The sequence below is a fragment of the Dechloromonas sp. ARDL1 genome (assembly GCF_051122455.1).
Taxonomy (GTDB): Bacteria; Pseudomonadota; Gammaproteobacteria; order Burkholderiales; family Rhodocyclaceae; genus Azonexus.
This window is the reverse complement of sequence record NZ_CP168939.1, coordinates 2,184,600-2,207,285: the sequence shown is the minus strand read 5'-3', so window position 1 is coordinate 2,207,285 and position 22,686 is coordinate 2,184,600. Positions and strand designations below refer to the sequence as shown.

At 61.5% G+C, this 22,686-nt stretch carries 21 protein-coding genes; 14 read left to right on the top strand and 7 right to left on the bottom strand.

Annotated elements, in window-relative coordinates; all coding sequences use genetic code 11:
* Positions 1–18 precede the first annotated feature (18 nt).
* The gene (locus AB6Q56_RS10850; protein WP_434517056.1) at positions 19–447 is read left to right on the top strand and encodes a TOBE domain-containing protein; all 429 of its coding nucleotides are present in this window, start codon (positions 19–21) and stop codon (positions 445–447) included.
* Positions 448–504: 57 nt separating this feature from the next.
* Here AB6Q56_RS10850 and AB6Q56_RS10845 read toward each other — a convergent pair whose 3' ends face one another.
* Genes AB6Q56_RS10845 through AB6Q56_RS10825 form a run of 5 tightly spaced genes read right to left on the bottom strand, consistent with a single transcriptional unit; the run spans position 505 to position 4,228 of the window.
* Positions 505–1,836, bottom strand: coding sequence for a di-heme oxidoredictase family protein (locus tag AB6Q56_RS10845; protein ID WP_434517055.1), 1,332 nt, complete (start codon positions 1,834–1,836; stop codon positions 505–507).
* Positions 1,833–3,137 (bottom strand): ABC transporter substrate-binding protein, encoded by a 1,305-nt coding sequence (locus AB6Q56_RS10840; protein WP_434517054.1) that lies wholly within the window; start codon positions 3,135–3,137, stop codon positions 1,833–1,835. Before AB6Q56_RS10840 ends, AB6Q56_RS10845 begins: the two co-directional genes overlap by 4 nt.
* Complete coding sequence (locus AB6Q56_RS10835; RefSeq protein ID WP_434517053.1) at positions 3,134–3,700, bottom strand: DUF2478 domain-containing protein; 567 nt, start codon at positions 3,698–3,700, stop codon at positions 3,134–3,136. The genes AB6Q56_RS10840 and AB6Q56_RS10835 overlap by 4 nt, the downstream gene beginning before the upstream one ends.
* A 10-nt stretch (positions 3,701–3,710) precedes the next feature.
* A complete protein-coding gene (locus AB6Q56_RS10830; RefSeq protein ID WP_434517052.1) occupies positions 3,711–3,914 on the bottom strand; it encodes a hypothetical protein in 204 nt (67 codons plus the stop codon).
* A gap of 14 nt (positions 3,915–3,928) precedes the next feature.
* Complete coding sequence (locus tag AB6Q56_RS10825; protein WP_434517051.1) at positions 3,929–4,228, bottom strand: hypothetical protein; 300 nt, start codon at positions 4,226–4,228, stop codon at positions 3,929–3,931.
* Positions 4,229–4,689: 461 nt separating this feature from the next.
* Here AB6Q56_RS10825 and AB6Q56_RS10820 point away from each other — a divergent pair, with 461 nt between their 5' ends.
* The 3 genes from AB6Q56_RS10820 to AB6Q56_RS10810 all read left to right on the top strand — a co-directional run bounded on the left by AB6Q56_RS10820 (position 4,690) and on the right by AB6Q56_RS10810 (position 8,895).
* Positions 4,690–6,849: a TonB-dependent receptor family protein gene (locus AB6Q56_RS10820; RefSeq protein WP_434517050.1), complete on the top strand. Its 2,160-nt coding sequence runs from the start codon at positions 4,690–4,692 to the stop codon at positions 6,847–6,849.
* A 321-nt stretch (positions 6,850–7,170) separates the two neighbouring features.
* Complete coding sequence (locus tag AB6Q56_RS10815; protein WP_434517049.1) at positions 7,171–8,331, top strand: porin; 1,161 nt, start codon at positions 7,171–7,173, stop codon at positions 8,329–8,331.
* 54 nt (positions 8,332–8,385) lie between these two features.
* Positions 8,386–8,895, top strand: a complete 510-nt coding sequence (locus AB6Q56_RS10810) for a hypothetical protein (RefSeq protein WP_434517048.1) — start codon at positions 8,386–8,388, stop codon at positions 8,893–8,895.
* 14 nt (positions 8,896–8,909) lie between these two features.
* On the opposite strand, the gene fnr is transcribed toward AB6Q56_RS10810, so the two are convergent.
* Entirely contained in the window at positions 8,910–9,653 is a 744-nt protein-coding gene (fnr, locus tag AB6Q56_RS10805) for a fumarate/nitrate reduction transcriptional regulator Fnr (protein ID WP_434517047.1), read from the bottom strand.
* A gap of 85 nt (positions 9,654–9,738) precedes the next feature.
* Here fnr and hemN point away from each other — a divergent pair, with 85 nt between their 5' ends.
* The 10 genes from hemN (at position 9,739) to AB6Q56_RS10755 (ending at position 22,132) form a co-directional block, all read left to right on the top strand.
* On the top strand, positions 9,739–11,142 hold the full coding sequence (hemN, locus tag AB6Q56_RS10800; protein WP_434517046.1) for an oxygen-independent coproporphyrinogen III oxidase: 1,404 nt from the start codon (positions 9,739–9,741) through the stop codon (positions 11,140–11,142).
* A 64-nt stretch (positions 11,143–11,206) separates the two neighbouring features.
* Complete coding sequence (locus AB6Q56_RS10795; RefSeq protein WP_434517045.1) at positions 11,207–11,878, top strand: sulfite exporter TauE/SafE family protein; 672 nt, start codon at positions 11,207–11,209, stop codon at positions 11,876–11,878.
* A gap of 13 nt (positions 11,879–11,891) precedes the next feature.
* Positions 11,892–12,317, top strand: coding sequence for a universal stress protein (locus tag AB6Q56_RS10790; protein WP_434517044.1), 426 nt, complete (start codon positions 11,892–11,894; stop codon positions 12,315–12,317).
* Positions 12,314–14,512, top strand: a complete 2,199-nt coding sequence (locus AB6Q56_RS10785; RefSeq protein WP_434517043.1) for a heavy metal translocating P-type ATPase — start codon at positions 12,314–12,316, stop codon at positions 14,510–14,512. Before AB6Q56_RS10790 ends, AB6Q56_RS10785 begins: the two co-directional genes overlap by 4 nt.
* Positions 14,499–16,256: a putative bifunctional diguanylate cyclase/phosphodiesterase gene (locus AB6Q56_RS10780; protein WP_434517042.1), complete on the top strand. Its 1,758-nt coding sequence runs from the start codon at positions 14,499–14,501 to the stop codon at positions 16,254–16,256. Before AB6Q56_RS10785 ends, AB6Q56_RS10780 begins: the two co-directional genes overlap by 14 nt.
* A gap of 7 nt (positions 16,257–16,263) precedes the next feature.
* Positions 16,264–16,470, top strand: coding sequence for a heavy-metal-associated domain-containing protein (locus AB6Q56_RS10775; RefSeq protein ID WP_434517041.1), 207 nt, complete (start codon positions 16,264–16,266; stop codon positions 16,468–16,470).
* 43 nt (positions 16,471–16,513) lie between these two features.
* Positions 16,514–17,560, top strand: a complete 1,047-nt coding sequence (gene selD, locus AB6Q56_RS10770; RefSeq protein WP_434517040.1) for a selenide, water dikinase SelD — start codon at positions 16,514–16,516, stop codon at positions 17,558–17,560.
* A gap of 229 nt (positions 17,561–17,789) precedes the next feature.
* On the top strand, positions 17,790–19,943 hold the full coding sequence (locus tag AB6Q56_RS10765) for a TonB-dependent receptor (protein WP_434517039.1): 2,154 nt from the start codon (positions 17,790–17,792) through the stop codon (positions 19,941–19,943).
* Between the two features lie 19 nt (positions 19,944–19,962).
* Positions 19,963–20,976, top strand: a complete 1,014-nt coding sequence (locus AB6Q56_RS10760) for a Fe(3+) ABC transporter substrate-binding protein (protein WP_434517038.1) — start codon at positions 19,963–19,965, stop codon at positions 20,974–20,976.
* A 13-nt stretch (positions 20,977–20,989) separates the two neighbouring features.
* A complete protein-coding gene (locus tag AB6Q56_RS10755) occupies positions 20,990–22,132 on the top strand; it encodes a DUF1513 domain-containing protein (protein ID WP_434517037.1) in 1,143 nt (380 codons plus the stop codon).
* A 275-nt stretch (positions 22,133–22,407) separates the two neighbouring features.
* Here the strand turns inward: AB6Q56_RS10755 and AB6Q56_RS10750 are convergent, their stop codons facing one another.
* The gene (locus AB6Q56_RS10750; protein WP_434517036.1) at positions 22,408–22,611 is read right to left on the bottom strand and encodes a (2Fe-2S)-binding protein; all 204 of its coding nucleotides are present in this window, start codon (positions 22,609–22,611) and stop codon (positions 22,408–22,410) included.
* Positions 22,612–22,686 lie beyond the last annotated feature (75 nt).

The following is a 22,686-nucleotide window of genomic DNA, read 5'->3' as shown; positions in this document are numbered from 1 at the left end:
ACCACTCTGGAGAGAATAATGAACGTCAGCGCGCGCAACGTATTTAGCGGCAAGATCACGGCATTGACCGATGGAGCGGTCAATGCCGAAGTCGAAATCGGCTTGCCGGGCAGCGACAGGATTGTCGCGATTGTTACGGAGGGCAGCGTCAAGTCGCTGGGCTTGGCCATCGGAAAGGAGGCTGTCGCCTACGTCAAGGCGCCGTGGGTCATGCTGCTGACCGGCGCTCAGAATGTCCGCTTCTCGGCCCGCAACCAGCTTTCCGGCAAGGTGTCCAGTGTGCAGAAGGGGGCGGTCAATACGGAAGTTGGCATCCAACTGCCGGGCGGCATCACCGTGTATGCCGTGGTCACCAACGAGGCGGTCATGGAGCTCGCCCTCAAGGAAGGGGACGAGGCCACGGCATTGATCAAGGCCAGCCACGTGATTCTCGGCGTGCTGGCCTGAATCGGTGCCAGTGACCAGCAGGGCGGCCATGTGCCGCCTTTTTTGTGTTTGCCGCTCTCATAGCGAGTGCAGGAAGGCAATGAGCGCCCGGCGCACTTCGGCGGGAGCAGCGACATAGCGTTGGCGTGCTTTCTCCGCTTCACCGCCATGCCACAGGATGGCCTCCTCGAAATTTCGCGCCCGGCCGTCGTGCAGGAAGCCGACGTCTTCGTTGATTGCGGCCAGCAGCCCCAATCCCCATAAAGGCGCAGTGCGCCATTGCCGGCCGCTGGCCAGGTGGTCGGGGCGACCGTCGGCCAGCCGGGGGCCCATGTCGTGCACCAACAGGTCGGTGTAAGGTGCGAATTCACGGTGGGCGAGCGCGGGGTATTGCGGGCTGTCGCCGCTGCTCAGGATTGGGCGATGGCAGACGGCACAGCCGAATCCGGAAAATGCAGCGGCGCCGCGGATGACCTCCGGCGAGCTTTCGTTCCGCCGGGGCGGTGGCGCGAGATGCGCGACGTAAAAAGTAATGTCGTCCAGTTGGGCGGGTGACAGTTCCGGCCTGCCGCCATCCGGAGCGCGCCGACAGGCCGTCTGCGCCGGTGTGCAGTTTTCTGCGGGGAACAATTCCGAGGTAATGCTCATGTCTCCGACGAAGGCGCCGGCGATCTGCTGGCGCAGGTTGGGCATATTGGATTTGAGCCCGAAGCGGCCGACAGCAAGGGTGTTGGTCTGCCGGTCCTCGACACGGTTGATGCTGCCTTGTACGCCATCCGGGCGCGCTTCGGCGGCCATCGCTTCGAGTACCTTGGCGGGTACGGCATCAAGCAGGCCGAGGCCGGCGACATGGGGCGAGACGCGCAGCGAGGTGAGGGTCGGTCCCAGCTTGCCGTAGGCGAGTTCGACAAATTTCGTTTTTGGCTCGCGCAATTCGACCCGTGTGCCATCGGCCAGGTGCACCGTGTGCGAGCGCCAGCGGATTTGCACCCGACCTTCACCCGGTACGCCGGGGATGCCCTCTTCGTTGAGTTGCTCGCCATAGACCGGGTGTGGTAGCGGATCCTCCCGGTGGGTGCGACCGGGAACCGACAGGCGGACGAGCATGGATTGCATGCGTTCGTTCGGGTGGCTCGGTGCGCCGCCGCGCCCATTCTTGGCGTGGCAGGAAATGCAGGCCAGTCGGTTGTAGAGAGGGCCGAGGCCATCGACTTCACGGTCCTTGGCGGGGGAGATGACCCAACTTTGCCGAAAGAGGCTGCGGCCGCGCAGGAAGCGCTCCAGGTCGGAAGAGGAGAGGCCGGGCAGCGGCCGGGTCAGGGTCTCGCGGTCGATGCTCGGCTCCGCTCCGGTAGCGTGGCAGGCAGCGGCGAGCAACAAAGGGATGAGGAGGGTGCTTGCCGTTTTCATGCGCCGATCTCGTCGAGTTGCCGCCGGGCTTGGGCGCGCCGGTCGTGGCAAATGTCTCGCCAGGTGAGTTCCAGCGATGATGGCGGGCGCTCGCTGCTGCCTTCAAGGCGAGGGCCGATCTGCTGCTGGATTTCTGCTTGATTCGCAGTCGCCTCGTCGACGGGGGGGCGGCCGAGCAGGGTGCGTACGGGGCGGGTGTCCTTGCCGACGGCTTCAGCTTGGCGGGTGCGCTGCCAGAGGGTTTTCAGTTCGTCCTGCGCGTCGACCAGCATGTGCTGGAAGATGGCGGCAGTAGTTGTCAGGCGGGGGCGGGCGGCGTCGCTATCGAATTGCAGGCCGCCTAGTCGGGCCGCGATAAACGGGTCGAAGCTGCCGGCCGGTGCCCCGGCGTAGGCCTCGGGGCGGACTGCCAGGCGGCGGATGTCCGGGTGGGCCAGTAGTCGCTGGCCGGCCGGCGACAGGATGAAATCGACGAAGGCCGCGGCCCCGCGCGGATTGGGGGCCTGTCGGGTGACCGCGATGTGGGCGGGATTGAGGCCGGTGTGCTTGGGGTAGACGAAGTGAATCGGCGCCCTGTTGGCGATGGCCGAATTGACGAAAAAATCGATCGAGATGCCGACGGCGCAACGGCCGCTGGTGATTTCGTCGGTCACGAAGGTTGATCCGCGTTCGATGAAGCGGGCGTTGGCGGCGATTTCGCTCCATAGCGCCCAGCCACGTTCCCAACCGAGGGTCTGGAGCACGATTTCGACGATGGGCGGGGCGAAGCCGACGCGCGACGGAACCGGCATGGCGATCTGGCCGGACAGGCGTGGGTCGGCCAGATCGGGCCAGTCGCTCGGCATGGGAATGCCCAGGGCGGCGAGTGCTTGCGGTGCGACGGCAAAGCCGAAGCCAGCGACTTCGGTAGCCGTGTAGAAGCCTTCGGTGTCGCCGAGGCGGGTGTTGCCGATGCGTCGGGGCAGTTGATGGTGGTCGATCGGGAGCCGTCGCCAAGCGCCGCTGGCGGCCAGTCGAGCAAAGCTGCGCGGCGACGCGGACCAATAGACGTCGGTCTGGCCCTGGTCGGGCTGGCTCAGGGTGTCGTAGGCATCGTTCGGCATTCGCCAGATCACCTGCATCCGGTATTCCGGCCGGGTCTTCTCAAATGCGGCCTGGATGCGGGAAACGAATTCGTCCGGGTAGCTGGTGACGACGGTGACGGTACTTGGGGCCGCCAGGGCGCTGTGGCTGCGGGCCAGGACAAGTGACACCGCGCTGGCGAGGAAGAGGCGGCGGGAGGGATCGGCGGGGCGGGTCATGAGCAGGCTCCGGAAAGTGCCGGTGTGTTGTCGCGAATGTCGGCGGAGTGGTGTGATAGCCCGCCAAACCAGGCTTCAAGGGCGGGGCGCTCGGGAGGCAGTTCAACCGCCTGCCGGCCCGTGAAGCGCCGCCAGGCCGGCAGATGCTGCGACGGAACGATGGTCAGTATGGGAATCTGACGGCTCATCAGGTCTAGCATTTCGGCCGCAAAGCCGTGGCCGTGCGCTTCCAGGGTTGAAAAGCGGTTGAAGATGGCGAGGTCCACCCCATGGATGGGAATGCGCCGCATGACGGCACTGGCCTTGGCGATGCCGCTCGTATCGATCCGGCACGATATCGAGTGGGTGCCGAGGAACTGGCTGATCGGGTAGATCCTGCCGTCCTCGAGCGCCACCAGTCGGATCTGTTTCGAGCGCTGGGTCTGGTAGATCTCCTGAACCAGTCCGCCAATGTGCCACCCCCGGTTGATCTGGGCTATGGCGAAGTTGGCGACAACTTCGTCGCAGTCCGTCGTTGCATCGGGGACGACGGCAGCGATGTCGAAACAATTATCTTCGGCCATATGCGCTCTGTCAGAAACGGTAGTTGGCGTTGGCGAACCGCATGCGGCCCTGATTGGAAAATCCGTAGTCCAGTTCGTGCGTCTTGTCGGTCAGTTTGGTGGTGCCGGCCTCGGGTTTTCGCCGAGGTGCCTGGCGTATGTCGTGGCCACAAACGTCGATCTTCCTGTCGTTGCGGAGGGGGGCGAGGTGACGAGAAGCGTTTGCCGGGGGCAATGGCTCGGCGATTTTCAGGAGGGGCTCCTCTTCGGGGTGAGCGGTGGATGCGGTGCGTCGCCTTCGGGAAGGATGATTTTGATGCGCTGCTCGGATAGGTGAACGATGAGCTCGAGTTCGCCGCCGAGGGCAGCGATGTGGCGACGCAGGGTCTCCAAGTGCATGTTGGCCTGGTTTTCGATCTGCGCTACGTGCGGCTGGGAAACACCGAGTCGGCCGGCGAGCGTGAATTGCGACAGGCCGAGCAAGCGGCGCAATCCGCCCAGGGTGGTCGGCGAGATCTGCTCAGCGCAGCGTGTCGTGGCCGACGGCATGGAGGCCTCGCGGGGCGTTGTGCGGCGATATCGTCACGGTGTGGCAGATGTGCCGGCTGGAGGGCGCTGAAATGGGTTTTTGGGTGTCGTGCATGCTCTCGATATGTTCTGGTGTATATAGTGATATTCCGGTTGTTTTGCTTGTTTGTTTTTAATGTATTGTTTTAAATTCATTTTCTGTTGCTTTGATGTCGATGTATATATGACTATACAACGATATCGGTGAGGTGATAAGAGGTTTCATATTTCAACGTTGAACCTGCATGCTCCGGCTGCCCTTTCTGTGCGCGGATGTTCAGGGGGCTGGGTGGCCAAAGTTTCACCCAAAGCCGGCAAGGTCGCTGCAGTCTCATGATTTTCTGTAGGTAACTCGGGTGATCATTTGGAGGCGAAGATCTTCTCCAATCCGAATAATTGCTCCTGGGGCAGCTGCGAGCTCGCCAATAAAAACAGGAGACAATATGAATACCCATCTTCCCGTACGGATTGCCCGGCCCAGCCGGATGGTTGCCTTGCTGGCCGCAGGTTTTCCCGGGCTGGCCGTGGCGGATGCCGTGGTGAACCTCGATACCGTCGTCGTTACCGGCAGTCGTGTCGAACACAATACCTTCGACCTGCCGGCCGCGATCGATGTGGTTGATGCGGCGCGCATCGGCGCCGACCAAGCCCGTGTCAATGCCTCGGAAGCGCTGGCGACGGTGCCCGGGATCACCGTGCAGAACCGCCAGAACTATGCGCAGGATTTGCAGATTTCATCGCGCGGCTTCGGCGCCCGTTCGGCTTTTGGCGTGCGCGGCATCCGCCTGGTTTCCGACGGCATCCCCGCATCGATGCCGGATGGTCAGGGGCAGGCCGCCACCTTCAACCTCGATCGCGCCGAGCGTATCGAGGTCATGCGCGGCCCGATGTCGGCGATCTACGGCAATCATGCCGGTGGCGTCATCCAGATGTTCACGCCGGATGGCAAGGGCGCGCCGAGCGTCGAGGGTAGCTTTGCGGCGGGCAGTTATGGCACCTGGAAGACCAATCTGAGCGCCCAGGGCGAGGTCGGCGGTCTGGGTTATGTGATCGACGCCTCGCGCTTTGTCACCGACGGCTATCGCGACCACAGTGCCGCCGAACGCGACCAGACGCTGGTCAAACTGACCTACCGGCCGAGCCAGGACGGCAAGCTGACCTTCATCGTCAACACTTTTCGGCAGGATGCCCAGGACCCGCAGGGGCTGCAGTGGTCGGAATTCAAGGCCAACCCGCGCGGTCTGGCCTGGGATGCGGCGCGTAACAACTATCCGGCACTGGCCTACGACACCCGCAAGAGCATCGATCATGCACAAGGCGGTTTGACTTACGAGCATCGCTTCGGCGACCACAGTATCCAGGTATCCACCTACGCCGGCCAGCGTTCGACGACGCAGTACCAGTCCATTCCGGTGGGAACCCAGACGTCGTCAGCCCGGCAGTCCGGCGGGGTGATCGATTTCGACCGCGAATTCGCCGGTTTGTCCGGCCGGTGGACCGGGCTTTTCGGCTTGGCCGGCGGTCGCCTGACGACGACGCTTGGGTTTGACTACGAACAGGCCACCGACGACCGGCAGGGTTACGAGAATTTTGTCGGCAGCGGCACGCCCGCCAATTGCATCGCCAACATCTGCGGCGTCACCGGCCGCCTGCGCCGCAATGAGGAGGATCGCGTCGCCACCTTCGATCAGTATGCTCAGGCCGAGTGGCAAGGAGAGCGCTGGGTGTTCAGTGGCGGCCTGCGTCACAGCCGGATCGCCTTCCGGGTCGATGACCGTTATCGCAGCGGCGTCAATGGCGACGACAGCGGTCGTGTCAGCTACGACAAAACGACGCCGACCGTCGCGGCCATGTATCGGGTCACCGATACGCTCAATGTCTATGCCAGTGCCGCGCGCGGCTTCGAGGCGCCGACCTTTAACGAGATGTTCTATTCCAGCGGCGGCGGCTCCTTCAATTTCTCGCTCAAGCCGGCGACCAGCACACATTACGAAGTCGGCCTCAAGGCCATGCTCGGTACGAGCAGCCGCCTCGATGTGGCGCTGTTCGATATCAAGACGCAGGATGAACTGGTTGTCCTTTCCAGTACCGGTGGCCGAACGGCCTACCAGAATGCCGGCAAGACCGAGAGGCAAGGTATGGAGGTGGCGCTCGACAGTCGCTGGGGCGACGGGGGGAGCAGTCGCCTGGCTTGCACTTTCCTTGATGCGCGCTATGCCGACAGTTTTTTGAACGCCGGCGGCATCGTCCCGGCCGGCAGCAAGCTGCCCGGCATCGCCGCCCACAATCTGTTCGGCGAACTGGCTTGGCGGCACAAGCCAAGCGGGTTCCACGCTGCTGTGGAGGGCGTTGTCCGCGACAAGGTGTACGTCGAGGACAGCAACTTGCGCCAGGCGGCGCCAGGCTACGCTATCGCCAACCTGCGCGTCGGTGTTGATCGCAAATACGGCCCCTTGAGCTTGCGCGGCTTTGTCCGGCTCGACAACGTTTTTGACCGCCAGTACGTCGGATCGGTCATTGTCGGCGACAGCAACAACCGTTTCTACGAGTCGGCGCCGGGCCGCAACTGGCTAGCCGGCGTGAGCGCCCGTTACGCATTCTGAGTTCTCTCCTTTCCCAATTTGCCCGGCCGCGTGCCGGGTTTTTTGTTTGTTGTCGGGGTGTTGATTTTTGGGGCAGAAGATCGTGCGTTGTCCAATAAATGAGCATCCAGTTGTGCAGCATTTGATGTTCGAGCGATTCGCCTTCTCTCAATTAAATCCAATCAAATCAAATGCATTGATTTGATGTGGAGGGTTTCGTCTTGAGCTGGCACGCGCTTCGCAAAGGGTAGGCGTCCTTGTTGCCACTGATTCGGCACTGGGGGAAGCCGCCGTGCCCGAGGGGGGTGGGCGTATTTCTGTACACACATCTGGAGACAATTCATGCAGAAAAAAATTATTGCCCTGGCTATCGCCGCCGCAACCTCAGGCGCCGCCTTTGCTCAATCCAACGTGACCATCTATGGCAATATCGACATGGGGTGGCTGACTACCAGCGGCACCAACGGCGCCGTGCCGGCCGGTGGTGCCGTGGGTACCGCCAACCAGGCCCGCAATTTTACCGGGCAAGCCGCATCGTTCAGCCACTTGGGCTTCAAGGGGGTTGAAGACCTCGGCAATGGCCTCAAGGCGCTGTTCGACATCCAATACCGCTTTAACCCGGACGCCGGCAGTGGCCTGAACCAGGCTGGTCGCTCCTATGTCGGTCTGACAGGGGGATTTGGTACAGCCGTTGCCGGTTATCTTGATGGCCTGCGCTATGGGATCTATGGCAAGTACAACCCATTTACCAATTATTCGATCGGCAATTTTGCCTCGATGACTACCCAGTATGATCGCGCAGCCAACGCGATTGCCTATATCTCTCCTGCCTGGAAAGGCTTTACGTTGATTTTGGCGACCGCCACCAACACTCAAGGCAATGAGGGTAGTTTGAAAGGTATTCATACCAACGGTGTTAATGCCATAACGGGTAGCAGCAACGCTGACGACCGCCTGTTCTCGGTCAATCTCGTCTATACGAACGGCCCGTTGAACGTCGATCTGGATTACGAAACCACCAAGGCTGCCGGTCTGTCGGATAGCCGTTTGTACGTGGCGACTGGTGGTGTTTCCTACGATTTCGGCGTGGTCAAGATCGGCGGCGTCTACGATGTGATCAAGGGGCAACAGAACTCTTTGATTGGCGGCAACATCGATCTCGACGGTGCCACCGCTGGTTTGCAGAATCTGGGCGGATTGGCGGCCGGTCAAGAATACGATCGCCGCAATTGGTTTGTCGGGGCTACCGTGCCGTTCGGAAAGGCCAAAGTTTTGGCCAGCTACGGCCAAGTTAAAGACAAAACCTTGAGCGACGCCGATGCCAGCAAGTGGGCAATCGGTGCTCGTTATGCTTTGTCGAAGCGTACCGAGTTGTATGCCGACTACGCCCATATCAAGAACGAGCGCAACGCTTCTTTTACCATCAATCCGATGGGTAACTCGGCAGGCCTTTCCGGTAACGGTGTCAACGGCTTTGCCATGGGTATCAAGCACGCGTTCTAAGTTTAGCTGGATCGGGGGGCGCTGCTTCAGCTATCCCTCGTCCGGGAGCGACTCTTGCGTCAGATGTCATTTCTGCATCTGTTTGGGGTGCCGTCAGCGGTACCCCGTTTTTTTGCTTGCCTCCTCATGCTCTGGGTGTCGCAGGGGCAGCAGGCTTGGGCTGAGGGTGATATCCGGACCTATCCTGTTCCTGATGGGGGGTATGAGGCCGCGCGCGATGCCTTGATCGAAGTGATTGAGGCAGAAGGACTGGTTGTCGGTGCTGTGTTTCCGTTCAATCAGATGCTGCAACGCACGGGGGGCAAGGGAGGCGTGTCTCCGTTCGAGAGCGCCGAAATCGTACAGTTTTGCAGTAGTGCGCTTGCCTGGGAATTGGTGCTGGAAGCAGTTGAGCACCTTGCTGTGTGCCCGCTGTCGATTGCTGTTTATCGTAAAGCCGCGAGCAGGGATGTCATGTTGGCTTATCGTTTTCCCGGCGATGCAACGCTTGGTCGTCGAAAGGCTGTCGAACTGCTACGGCGGATTGCTGTTCGGGCTGTGGAATTGGCTCGTTTGCGCTGGTGAGATTTGCCTGAGTGTCAGCGCTGGTGATTCATCAAGGCCTTGAGGCCGTTGACGTTCAGTATCCGGATGTGTTTCTGCTGGACTGCGATGTGGCCATCTTCCTGGAATTTGGAGAAGGCACGGGACACCGTTTCCAGTTTCAGGCCGAGGTAGGAGCCGATTTCCTCGCGCGTCATGCGCAGGTAGAACTCGGCATGCGAGAAGCCGCGGGACGTGAAGCGCTGCGACAGGTTGAGCAGGAAGGCGGCCAGGCGCTCTTCGGCGCGCATGGTCCCGAGGAGCATCATGACGCCATGGTCGCGGACGATCTCGCGGCTCATGACCTTGTGGAAGTGATGCTGCAGGGTATGGATTTCCCGGGACAGGACTTCCAGTCGGGAGAAGGGGATGGCGCAGATCTCGCTATCTTCAAGCGCGATGGCGTTGCAGGTGTGGTGTTCGGTGCTGATGCCGTCTAGTCCGAGCAGTTCCCCCGCCATCTGGAAGCCGGTCACCTGGTCGCGGCCATCCTCGAGTAGCACGTCGGTCTTGAAGAAGCCGCTGCGGATGGCGTAGATGGCGTCGAAAGCCTCGCCGGCACGGTACAGGTGGTCGCCGCGTTTGACACGGCGCCGGGTCGATACCAAGTCGTCCAGTCGCTCCAACTCTTCAAGGCTGAGCCCGAGCGGCAGGCACAGTTCGCGGAGGTTGCAGTTCGAGCAGGCTGTCTTGATGACGGACAACGAAACTTCCTGATTCAGCGGGCGTGTTTGGGGCATTGGCAACCTGCGTTGGCTTGATCCATGTCAACCACGATATGATGCCCTCCGAACATAATCCGAGCAATACTTCGTGGCTTGTCTAATGAATTTCGCAACTGAAAATCTCGTCTTCGATCCGCAGATCATTCGCCGTTTTGACGTCAACGGCCCTCGGTATACGTCCTATCCGACTGCCGACCGCTTCGTTGAAGCATTCGATGCGGAGGCAGCCAATCTATGGCTGGGCAAGCGCAATATCGGCGGAATCAGCAGACCGCTCTCATTATACTTCCACATCCCCTTCTGTAACACTATTTGCTATTACTGCGCCTGTAACAAGATCATCACCAAGGATCATGGGCGCAGCGCCAAGTATCTGAAATATCTGGCGAAAGAGCTTGATATGCAGGCTGCGGCCCTGGAAGGGCGCGACGGTGAGCATGAGGTGATCCAGCTGCATTGGGGTGGCGGTACGCCGACATTCCTGTCACATTCTGAAATGCGTCAGCTGATGGGTGAGACCCGCAAGCATTTCAAGTTGCTCGACGGCGGCGAGTATTCCATCGAGGTTGACCCGCGCAAGGTCGATTACGAGACCGTCGCGCTGCTTGGCGAACTCGGCTTCAACCGCATGAGCGTCGGCGTTCAGGATTTCGACGAAAAGGTGCAGGTTGCCGTCAATCGCGTGCAGAGCGAGGAGGAAACCGCACTGGTCATCAACGCGGCCCGTGCCAACGGTTTCAAGTCGGTTTCCATCGACCTGATCTACGGTCTTCCGTACCAGACGGTGATGGGCTTCAATCGTACCCTCGAACGTGTGCTGGCCATGGATCCGGATCGTCTGTCGATCTACAATTATGCGCACATGCCGAGCCTGTTCAAGCCGCAGCGCCGGATCAACGAAACCGATCTGCCGTCGGCCGACACCAAGATGCAGATTCTGGCGTTGGCCATCAAGAAGTTGACCGAGGCCGGTTATGTCTATATCGGCATGGACCATTTTGCCAAGCCGGACGACGAACTGGCCGTTGCCCAGCGTCAGGGGCGCCTGCACCGCAACTTCCAGGGCTATTCGACCTATGCCGATTGCGACATGCTGTCCTTCGGTATCTCGTCGATCAGCAAGGTCGGGCCGAGCTACTACCAGAACGTCAAGACCGCCGACGAGTATTACGATCGCATTGATGCCGGCGTGCTGCCGGTGTTCCGTGGTATCGAGCTGACCGCCGACGACATCCTGCGCCGTTCGATCATCCAGGCCCTGATGTGCCATTTCGAACTCTCCATCGAAAGCATTGAAAGTGCCCACCTGATCGACTTCCGCAAGTATTTCGCGGCCGAACTGGAAGACATGAAGGAAATGGAGCGTGCCGGCCTGCTCAAGGTCGAGCGTGAATGGATTTCCGTGTTGCCGCCGGGGCGCATGCTGGTCCGCGTGATCTCCATGGTCTTCGACCGTTACCTCCGCGAGGGGCGGCAGCGGGCGAATTACTCCAAGGTGATCTGATCGCCTGACACGACACGAACGGGCAGGTTAAACTGCCCGTTTTGCTTTTTGGCCCTGTCGTTCAATGCCCGATACCGGTTTTCTTGCCCTGTTCCTCGTCGGTTTGCTTGGCGGTACACACTGCGTAGGCATGTGCGGCGGCATCGTCGGCGCCATGTCTATGGGCGGCAAGGCCGGGTGGGGGATGCATTTCGCCTACAACGGCGGGCGCATTCTCTCCTACGTCGCCGCAGGCGCCATCGCTGGTGCGCTCGGTGCGGCCAGCCTGGGACTCGAGGGGCAGGTGCCGGCCCGCATGGTTCTTTATTTCATCGCCAACTTGATGCTGGTTGCGCTCGGGCTTTATTTGCTTGGCATTACCAGTGCGCTGGCTTTCACCGAACGGGCCGGGCAAGGTTTGTGGCGTCGCTTGCAGCCGTTGACCCGGCGTTTTCTGCCCGTCCGCGGCGTCGCTCAGGCTTTTCCGCTCGGCCTGCTGTGGGGTTGGCTGCCTTGTGGCCTGGTTTATAGCGCCCTGGCGACAGCGCTGGCCGCAGGGTCGGCAGGGCGGGGAGCGGCCGCGATGCTGGCCTTCGGGCTGGGTACCCTGCCCAATCTGTTGCTTGCAGGCCTGTTGCTGGCGCGACTGAACGAATTCGTCAAGCGTCCGGCTGTACGTACCATCTCCGGACTGTTGGTGCTAGGCTTCGGGATATACGGATTCTTCGGCCTGATGCGCTTGTCGGGCTGGATTTAAGATAGGTCTCGCCATGAAAATCTTGTTGCCGGCGGATGGTTCGCCTTGTTCGCTGCGTGCCGTCGACCAGTTGATCGCGACAGTCGCCTGCTTGCGCGACGTGCCGGAAATTCACTTGTTGCACGTTCATTTGCCAATTCCCATCGGCCGCGTTCAGGCGCATGTCGGCAAGGAGACGCTGCACGCCTATTATCTGGAAGAGAGCCAGGAGCAGTTGCTGGCTGCGCAGCAGAAGCTCGATGCGGCCGGGCGCTTTCACACCACACATATCCACGTCGGTCAGCCGCCCGAGGTTATTTGCAAGATGGCCGGTGAGCTTGGCTGCGATCTGATCGTGATGGGAACCCATGGGCGCAATCCACTTGCCGGCCTGCTCATGGGGTCGGTGGCGACGCGCGTGCTGCAGCACGCGCCTTGCCCCGTCTTGCTGGTCAAATGAGCGATAACGAATCGGCTCGGGTCGTCGAATTTTCCATCGGCGGCATGACCTGTGCTGCCTGTTCTGCCCGTCTGGAAAAGGTGTTGAATCGCCAGGCCGGCATGCAGGCGTCGGTTAATCTGGCCGCTGAGCGGGCCCGGGTGCGGCTCTCGGGGGCTGCCGACGAGACGGCTGTGGTCGCCGCGGTGGGCAAGGCCGGTTTTGTGGCCCAAGTCGTCGACGCCCGTACGCGCGAGCGAGAAAAAGCGGACAAGCTGCATAGCTATCGACATGATCTCAGGCGCTTCTGGATTGCCGTGCTGCTGACTGTGCCATTGGCCGGGCAGATGTTGTTCATGTTCGGCGAACAGGGTCACGAGCGTGAATTGCCTCGCTGGCTACAGCTGCTGCTGGCGACCCCGGTGCAGTTCTGGATCGGCTGGCGCTTCTACGAAGGAGCCTATAAGGCTCTGCGCGGCGGCGGTGCAAACATGGATGTGCTGGTCGCGCTGGGCACCACCATGGCTTGGGGGCTTTCAGCCGTGGTAACGATTTTTGAGCTACCGCAGCATGTCTATTTCGAAGGCGGAGCAGCGGTGATTACGCTGGTTCTGCTGGGTAAGCTGCTCGAAGCGCGGGCCAGGGCGCGGACCTCCGAGGCTATCGAGTCATTGATCCTGCTACAGCCGAAGACCGCGCGAGTCGAACGAGACGGGCGGTGGGTGGAGGTGGCAGTCGATACATTGATGCCGGGCGATATTTTCCAGGTCCGGCCCGGTGAGAGCGTTCCGGTCGATGGCGAAGTGATCGACGGGGAGTCCAGCATCGACGAAGCCATGCTTACCGGCGAGAGCATGCCAGTCAGGAAGCGCGCTGGCGACAAGGTTTTCGCGGCCACTTCGAACGGGCAGGGCGCCATGCGCTGCCGGGCGACCGGGGTTGGCGAGCATACCTTGCTGGCTGGCATCATCCGGCTGGTCGGCGAGGCTCAAGGCTCCAAGGCGCCGGTCCAGCGCCTGGCCGACCGGGTTTCCGCCATTTTCGTGCCCGCCGTCTGCGCAATCGCCTTGCTGACTTTCGTCGGGTGGTGGCTGTATTCGGGCGAGGTCGCCGAGGCGCTGATCAATGCGGTTGCCGTACTGGTCATCGCTTGTCCTTGCGCCCTGGGTCTGGCGACGCCGACGGCAATCATGGTCGGTACCGGACAGGGGGCGCGGGCCGGCATTCTGGTCAAGAACGTCGAGGCGCTGGAGCGGGCCGAGAAAATGAAAGTGCTGGCGGTGGACAAGACGGGGACGCTGACGTGTGGCCTGCCGCAGGTGACGGACAGCGAGGCGCGCGGCATGCCGGCCGCCGAGGCGCTGCGTCTGGCCGCTGCGCTGGAACAAAACTCCGAGCATCCCTTGGCGTGCGCCATCGTCGCTGCCGCAGCCGACGCAACCATCCTGCCGGTGAGCGGCTTCAAGGCCTGGGCCGGGATGGGGGTGGAGGGCGTCGTCGCGGGGCGCTCGTTACGCCTGGGGGCTCCGGAGTGGCTGGGTCTTGGGGGTGATGGCGTGGCCCACCGTTGGCAGCAGGAAGGCAAGACGGTCGTCGTGCTGGCAGAAGGCGCCGTGATACTGGCAGTTTTTGCGGTGGCGGACGCCTTGCGCCCAACGTCGCGTGCTGCGGTCGAAGGTTTGCGGCGACAAGGTATCCGCGTGGTCATGCTCACCGGCGATAATCCGAGAACGGCGGCAGCCATTGCGGCACAGGCCGGCATCGAAGAATTCAGGGCAGCCATCCTGCCCGGCGGTAAGGCAAGTGCCGTCAATGAACTGAAGGCGGGCGGCAATCTGGTCGGCATGGTCGGCGACGGCATTAATGATGCGCCAGCGCTGGCTGCTGCCGATGTCAGCTTTGCCATGGGGGCCGGCTCGGATGCAGCCATCGAGGCGGCGGATTTGACGTTGATCCGTAGCGACCTGCTCGGGGTGGGCGAGGCGATCTCCTTATCCACTGCTACTTTACACAAGATCCGACAAAATCTTTTCTTTGCTTTCATTTACAATGTGCTCGGAATTCCGCTTGCTGCCTTGGGTTTGCTCAGTCCGGTCGTTGCAGGCGCCGCCATGGCGATGAGTTCGGTTTCGGTGGTTTCGAATTCCTTGCTGCTCAAGCGTTGGCGGCCGCGGAATCAAATGGGGCAATTGGGGAAGTTCGATGGTCGTCGCTGATGATCGCGAGCTTTACAGCAAAGTGGGTGTCGATAATGGCAAGGAATTGGCAGATAGCACCGTAACGATGAGCGATCAGGAAACAATGTTTCGAGATGCGATGGAGGCGGCCCAGGTGGGTATCTTCATCATTCAGGATCAGCGTTTCAAATTCGTTAATCCCTTTCTGGCAAGCTTGCTGGGCTATACGGTCAAAGAAATGGTTGACCGGATGGGGCCGCCCGATGTCGTAGCATCCGAGCATCAGGGGCTGGTTTACGAGCAGATGTCCTTGCGCGCGGCGGGCATTCCCGGGCATGCCTATGAATTGACTGTCGTCCGCAAGGACGGCTCGACATTCCCGGCCATGGTTCAGGGCTCGCCGGCGGTGATTGGCGGTCGTCAGGCTTCTGTCGGAACGATCGTCGACATATCGACGCAAAAATCCGCTGAACAGCGTATACGCGAACTGGCCGATTACGATGTTCTGACCGGCTTACCCAATCGCCGCTTGCTGCGTGAACGCTTTACCCAGTTGCAGGCTGCGGCGGAGCGTGACAATGCTGAACTGGCGCTGATTTTCCTCGATCTCGATCATTTCAAGCGGGTGAACGATTCACTGGGGCACAGCGTTGGAGACGAGTTGTTGTGCGAAGTCGCGCGCCGCCTGGGTAGCGTGGTTCGTCGCGTCGACACCTTGGCCCGCCTGGGCGGCGATGAGTTCATCTTTGCCATGCCGGGCTTTCATACTGCGGCTGCCGCCGATGTCGCGCGACGGTTGATCGATGTCTTCGCGCGCCCTTTCGAGGTGGCTGGACATGAACTCACCGTGACGCCGTCGCTGGGGATCAGCATTTATCCGCATGACGGCGACGACCTGGAAACTTTGCTGCGTAACGCCGATACGGCGATGTACCGGGCCAAGGAGGTCGGTCGCAACGCATTCCAGTTCTACGCGAGCGAGATGAACTCTTCGTCGCTGGATCGCCTGCTGATGGAGAGCAACTTGCGTCGTGCGCTGGTCCAGCGGGAATTCGTCCTGCATTACCAGCCGCTGGTCAATCTTGAGAGCGGCCTGATTATCGGCGTCGAGGCGCTGATTCGCTGGAATCATCCTGAACTCGGTTCCATTCCGCCGGATCGCTTCATTCATGTGGCCGAAGAGTCCGGCCTGATCAATCCGATCGGTGACTGGGTGCTGTGCGAGGCCTGCCGTCAAGCCCAGGCCTGGCGCGACGAGGGGCTGCCGCCGATCACCATGGCGGTTAATGTGGCCCCCGTGCAATTCAGGCAATCCGGCTTCATTGAAGTGGTTGCCGGCGCCCTGGCTACTTCCGGCCTCGAGGCGGGCCGCCTCGAACTGGAGCTGACCGAACGCACCGTCATGCACGATGCCGATGCCACCATGGGAACCCTGTCGGCATTGCATCGCATGGGCGTCGAACTGTCGCTCGACGACTTCGGTACGGGCTATTCTTCGCTGGCTTACCTGAAGCGCTTTCCGGTCGGCAAGCTGAAGATCGACCGCTCTTTCGTCAATGATCTGGAAACCGATCCGGACGACTGGGCGATTGCCTCGACCATCGTCAGCATGGGACGCAGCCTGCGCATGACCGTGTTGGCGGAAGGTGTCGAAAAGCCCGAGCAGTTGGCGTTATTGCGTAAAATGGGCTGCGATATGGCGCAGGGCTATCTTTTCAGCCGTCCGCTTTCGGCCGAGGGAATGGCCGACATGCTGCGTCATCAACCTTTCATCCACGAGTAATCCGAACATGGAAAATACGATCATCAAGATCGGTGGCATGAGTTGCCAGGGGTGCGTCAGTAATATCGGTGGCGTGCTGGCCGGGCTGCCCGGGGTGGCTTCGGCCGACGTGTCCCTGGAGTCGGCCGAGGCCCGGGTGGCATTCGACCCGCAGGTCGTTTCGCGTGCCGTACTCGTGAATGCCATCGAAGATGCCGGTTTCGATGCCGAATGACCGGTTTCACCCACAATAATCAGCCTTACCCGAGAGAATAGCCGTGCCGGATGAATCCGTCAGATTGACCCAGCTTTCCCATGGTGGTGGTTGCGGTTGCAAAATCGCCCCTGCCGTTTTACAAAAAATCCTTGGCGGCATGACGCCCGGTATCGTGCCGCCGCAACTGCTGGTCGGCACGGAAACCAGCGACGATGCGGCGGTCTACCAGATCAATGCGCAGCAGGCGATCGTCGCGACGACCGATTTTTTCATGCCCATCGTCGACGATCCACGCGATTTTGGGCGCATTGCCGCAACCAACGCCATCTCGGACGTTTACGCCATGGGCGGTACGCCGCTGTTCGCGCTGGCGCTGGTCGGCATGCCGGTCAACGTGCTGCCGCTGGAAACGATCGGCAAAATCCTGCAAGGGGGCGAGGATGTCTGCCGCGCAGCCGGCATTCCCATCGCGGGCGGGCACACCATCGATTCCGTCGAGCCTATTTACGGGCTGGTCGCCATCGGCCTCGTCAATCCGGCGCACCTGAAGCGCAATTCAGGTGCGAAGCCCGGAGATAAGCTGATTCTGGGCAAACAGCTCGGGGTTGGCATTTACAGCGCAGCGCTCAAGAAGGACCGGCTGCGCGCCAGCGACTACGAGACCATGGTCGAGACGACCACCCAGCTCAACACCCCGGGGCCGGTTCTCGCCTGCCTGGACGGCGTGCATGCAGTGACCGATGTCACAGGCTTCGGCCTAGCCGGCCACCTGCTCGAAGTGTGCAAGGGCAGTGGTCTGCGGGCCAGGGTCAATTACGCCGACCTGCCCTTGTTGCCACGGGCGCGGGAGTTTGTCGAGGCCGGTCTGATGACGGGCGCCTCGGGGCGCAACTGGGCGAGCTATGGCGACCGGGTGCGCTTGGCGGCCGCTCTGGAGGCGCCGGCGCAAACCCTGGTAACCGACCCCCAGACCTCGGGCGGTTTGTTGGTTTCCTGCGCCCCGGATACGGTGACGGAAGTTCTTTCCATCTTCCTGCAGCACGGCTTTTCGCATGTTTCGGTGATCGGCGAGATGGGTGATGGCGAGCCCGGTGTCGACATTGCCTGACTTCCTTTTCTTCGGCGAATAACAACGCTTCTTGCATCTCGACCAGGGTGAGCCCCTGGCCGAGATGTTTTATATTGCAAATGCGATATATTCGCATTATCATTCGCGGCCGTATTCTGCTGTTCGAGGGGGATTTTCTCGCAGCCGATATGTAGACGACTCCAACGTCCGGCAAGCCAGCCTCTATGCCAGCCAGCCAAATTTGACTGACTATAAAAAAGGCTTGCACATGAGAATTCAATATTATCCGGGGCGACAGGCTCCGTTCGCCCCTGATTCGACGAAGGGGGGCGCACTCTTTTCTCACCGTCTGCCACTGGCTGCTGCCATGGCCACCGCGATGCTCGCAACGGGCGGTTACGCCTGGGCGGAGGACGACAAGACCCTGAAGGCGGTGACGGTTACGGCGACGCAGGAGCAGCCGGATGGCTATCGCGCCACCAAGACCCGGGTCGGCAAGGTGGTGCAGGACCCGCATGACGTGCCGCAGGCCATTACCACCGTGACGCGTGCCTTGATCGAGGAGCAGGAGGCGAACTCGTTGCGCGAGGCGCTGCGCAACGTGTCCGGCCTCAGCTTCAATGCCGCCGAGGGCGGCCGCTCGGGCGACAACATGAATTTGCGCGGTTTTTATACCTTCGGCGACATGTATCTCGACGGTATACGCGACACCGCCCAGTACAACCGCGAAGTTTTCAACCTCGAACAGGTTGACGTGCTGCGGGGTGCGGCGGCCATGCTCTTCGGCCGCGGTCAGGCGGGCGGGGTGATCAACCAGGTCAGCAAGACGCCGATGCTCTACGGCATCAACAAGGTGGGCGTCGGCGTCGGCACCGACGGGTTTCGCGAGGTCAAGGCCGATCTCAATCAGCGGGTTGGCGATACCACCGCTTTCCGGCTCAACGTCATGAACCGCGACGAAGGTAGTGCACGTAGCAACCCGTATACCGGCACGGAGCCGGAAATTCACCGCATGGGTTTTGCGCCGAGCATTTCCTTCGGACTCGGCACCAATCACGAAGTAACGCTTAGCCACTTCTGGCTTAAGACGAACGATCGTCCCGACTACGGCATTCCGTTCACCGCTCGCCGTCCGAACGAGGCAATGGCCAAGGCCGGCAACTACTACGGGGTTAGCGACAGTTTCGACGACAGCGAAACGAAGGTCTCGACCCTGAACTACCTCTACAAGATTTCGCCGGATACCCAGTGGCGCACCGTGTTGCGCTCGGCCAACTACAAGCGTGCCTACTGGGCGGTGGCCGGCCAGGGAACGCTGACCCAGTACAGTACGACCAGCCAGGCCAAGACCCGCCAGTTTGAGACCGACAACTATGTATTGCAGAGCGATCTGAATACGGTTTTCAATCTGTTCGGCATGCGCAACGAACTGATTACCGGCGTCGAGTATCTCAACGAGGATTCCATCCGCAGGGCGCTACGCAACGTCGGCTCGACGGCGCGGCCACTATACCTGCCCGGACAGTTCACGACGGCGGCACCGATTACCTACAAGGGCGAAACCTACAGCGCCTATGTTCAGGACACCGTCGAATTCGTGCCCGACTGGAAGCTGACCCTCGGCGTTCGCCGCGACATCATGAAGTCCGACTACTTCACCACGACGGCTTTCAGCGGCAATTTCAGCGAAAACAGCTATCGCGCCGGCCTGTCCTGGCAGCCGACGGCAGCCCAGCATTATTATGCCGGGTGGAGCGATTCGTTCAGCCCGACGGCCGACCTCTACCAGTTGTCCGGCAGCCAGTATCCAGCCGAGCGTTCCAAGGTCATGGAACTGGGCAGCAAGTGGCTGCTGGCCGACGGCAACCTCTCGCTGCGTACCGCGCTCTATCGCGCCATCAAGGACTGGGAGCGCAATACCGACCTGGAGTCCACGGCAACCATCCTGACCCGCAAGCGCCAGTCGGATGGTGTTGAGCTTGAGGTGGCCGGCCGCATCACCGACAACTGGGAGGTATTCGGCGGGCTGTCCTACATCCATGCGGAGATCCGCGAGGTGGCACCGGGCAACGGCAACCCCAATTTCATCGGCCAGTCGCCACGCAACACGCCGCGCAAGACGATGAATCTGTGGACGACCTATCAGCTGCCCTACGGTTTCAAGGTCGGCGGCGGCATGGAGTACAAGAGCCGCCGCTACGGCGGTTCGCCGACCGGAACCGCAGCCTTCAACCCGAACTGGGTCGATTCCTACGTGCGCTGGGATGCCATGGTCTCCTACGACCAGCCGAAATACACGGTCAAGTTCAACGTCCAGAACATCTTCGACAAGCTGTATTACGACGCGCTGTACGACAGCGGCGGCTTTACCGTGCCCGGCCAGGCCCGTCGTTTCATCCTGAGCACCGAGTACAAATTCTGATCGCAACGGAGTCATCATCATGAAAAAGCAATTGGCCCTGGTCGCGCTGGCAGTGCTGGCGAGTTTCGCAACGCAGGCGCAGGAGAAAGTCCTCAACCTGTACTCCGCTCGTCACTACCAGACGGACGAGAAGCTCTACGACAACTTCACCAAGCAGACCGGCATCAAGATCAACCGGATCGACGGCAAGGAAGACGAACTGATGGAGCGCATCCGCAACGAAGGCGCCAACAGCCCGGCCGACGTGTTCATTACCGTCGATGCCGCGCGCCTGGCGAATGCCGATGCGCTCGGCCTGTTCGCGCCGGTCAAGTCGAAAGTGCTGGAGAGCCGCATTCCGGCTCACCTGCACACCGACACCTGGTTCGCCTTCTCGACCCGTGCCCGCGTCATTATCTACAACCGCAATGCGGTCAAGGCCGAGGACGTCGCCACCTACGAATCGCTGGCCGACCCGAAGCTGAAGGGCAAGCTGTGCAGCCGCTCGGGTTCGCATCCGTACAACCTGTCGCTGGTCGCCTCGCTGATCGCGCATGACGGCGAAGCCAAGACCGAGGAATGGGCCAAGGGCGTTGTTGCCAACTTCGCCCGGGCGCCGAAGGGCGGCGATACCGACCAGATCAAGTCGGTCGCCCTCGGCGAGTGTGGCGTGGCGGTCTCGAACACCTACTACCTGGCCCGCCTGATCCGTTCCGACAAGGTCGACGAGCGCCGCATGATGGAGCGCGTCGGCATCGTCTGGCCGAACCAGGGCAATCGCGGCACGCACATCAACATCTCCGGCGCCGGTGTGGTCAAGACTTCGAAGAACGTCGAGGCGGCCGTCAAGTTCCTCGAGTATTTGGCCAGCGACGACGCGCAACGCTACTTCGCCGACGGCAACAACGAGTGGCCGGTGGTGGCCAGTGTGGCGACCAACAATCCGGCGCTGGAAGCCATGGGCAAGTTCAAGGCCGACACCCTGCCGATCGGCGCGCTGGCCAAGAACGTCGTGGCAGCGCAGAAGCTGCTCGACCGCGCCGGTTATCGCTGAGCGGAGAAGGCTGATGACGCACAACATGCAACGCCGGCAATTCCTCAAGCTGGCCGGCGCCTGCAGCCTGCTCGCCCAGGGCGGAATCGCCCTGGCGGCGGGCGACAAGGAGCCACAGCGCGCACTGGTGGCGGCTGCCTGGCGTGGCCCCAACCCGACCGATCCCTACCATGCCGGCATTCTGGCCGCCGATTGGGGGCGCAAGAAGCTCGACATCCTGTGTTCGGTGCCCCTGCCGACGCGGCCGCATGGCCTGTTGCCCGAGGCGGACGGCAGCCTGCTGGTGGCCGGCGTGCGCCCCGGCACCTGGCTGATGCGCATCGACCCCGAAGGCAAGGTGGCGCGCCGGATTGACATCGAGCCCTCGGCCAATGTCCTGCTCAATGGTCACGCCATTGTCGGCAAGGCCGGCGACGTAGTGTTCACCACCGAAACCGATTTCGCCTCGGGGCGGGGCAAGATCGGCGTCCGCGACCGCGTCACGCTGAACAAGCTCGACGAGTGGGAGAGCGGCGGCATGGAGCCGCATCAGGTGCTGCTCGATGCCGACGGACATCTGATGCTGGCCAACGGCGGCATTCCGCGCAACCGGGCCGACAAGAAATACGATCTGCCGCGCATGAATTCGTCGCTGGTCCGTCTCGATGCCCGTAACGGCAAGCTGTTGCACCAATGGAAGCTGGACGACCCCCGCCTCAGCCTGCGCCACATCGCCTGGAGTACGGCACCGGACGGCGAGCGACGTCTGGGGATCGCCATGCAGGCGGAGCACGACGATGCCGTTCTGCGCAGCCGGGCGCCGATTCTCGCGGTTCTGGAGGCGGAGCAACTGCTTGTGCCGACCCGCGCCAACGACGGCTTTGGTTATGGCGGCGACCTCGCTGCAGCCTATGCCGGCGGTTTCGTCGTCTCCAGCAATCAGGCCGGGCTGGCGCAGCTTTGGTACCCGGGGGCACCCGATAAACTGACGCCGGTGGTCGAGTTGCAGGAGGCCTATGCGATGGCCGAGTGGAATGGTCCCAGGCCGGGCGGCGGCGTGCTGGTGTCGACCGCGCTGGGTCTGGTGCGCTGGCATCCCACGGCCAAGGCGGCCTTCCTGCCCTGGCCGAAACCCATGGCGCTGGACAACCATTGGGCCCTGGTCAGCGAGGCCTGAAAGACGGTGCGCGGGATGACTTCTGATTCCCGCGCCTGCGCATCACCGACCATTTCGCGCGGGTAGGCCGCGCTCGTCGGGGCTCGGGCATGGTGCTGCGCAATCGCCTTGCCATCCTGGCCGATGGGCATCAGGCGTTCGGGAGTTGGCGGTGCTACGTCTGAAAATCCGTTTTCAGTGCTGTGATGTGCTGCTTTGCATCGCTGGAGCGGCGAATGCCAGCCGTTGGCCTGCCAGCGCGGAGGGCCGGCAGGGAGCGGCTCTTGTCGTATCGCTCAGGCGCTTCGGCGCGATGCCTTGGCCGGCGTTTTGGCGTCACCATGAACCTCGCGCAGGCAGTCGTGCGCGCAGGAGGCACAACGACCGCATTCGCGCGTGACACCCAGGTCGCGACGCAAGTCCTTCAGCGTGCGGGCACCCCCCAGTGCGGCTTCGCGAATTTGCCGGTCGGTGACAGCCTTGCAGACACATACGTACATGAACGATCTCCGCTAGTTGCGAGAATGAGAACCGTTCTTATTGTATTTAAATGAGAATGAATGTCAATATTATTC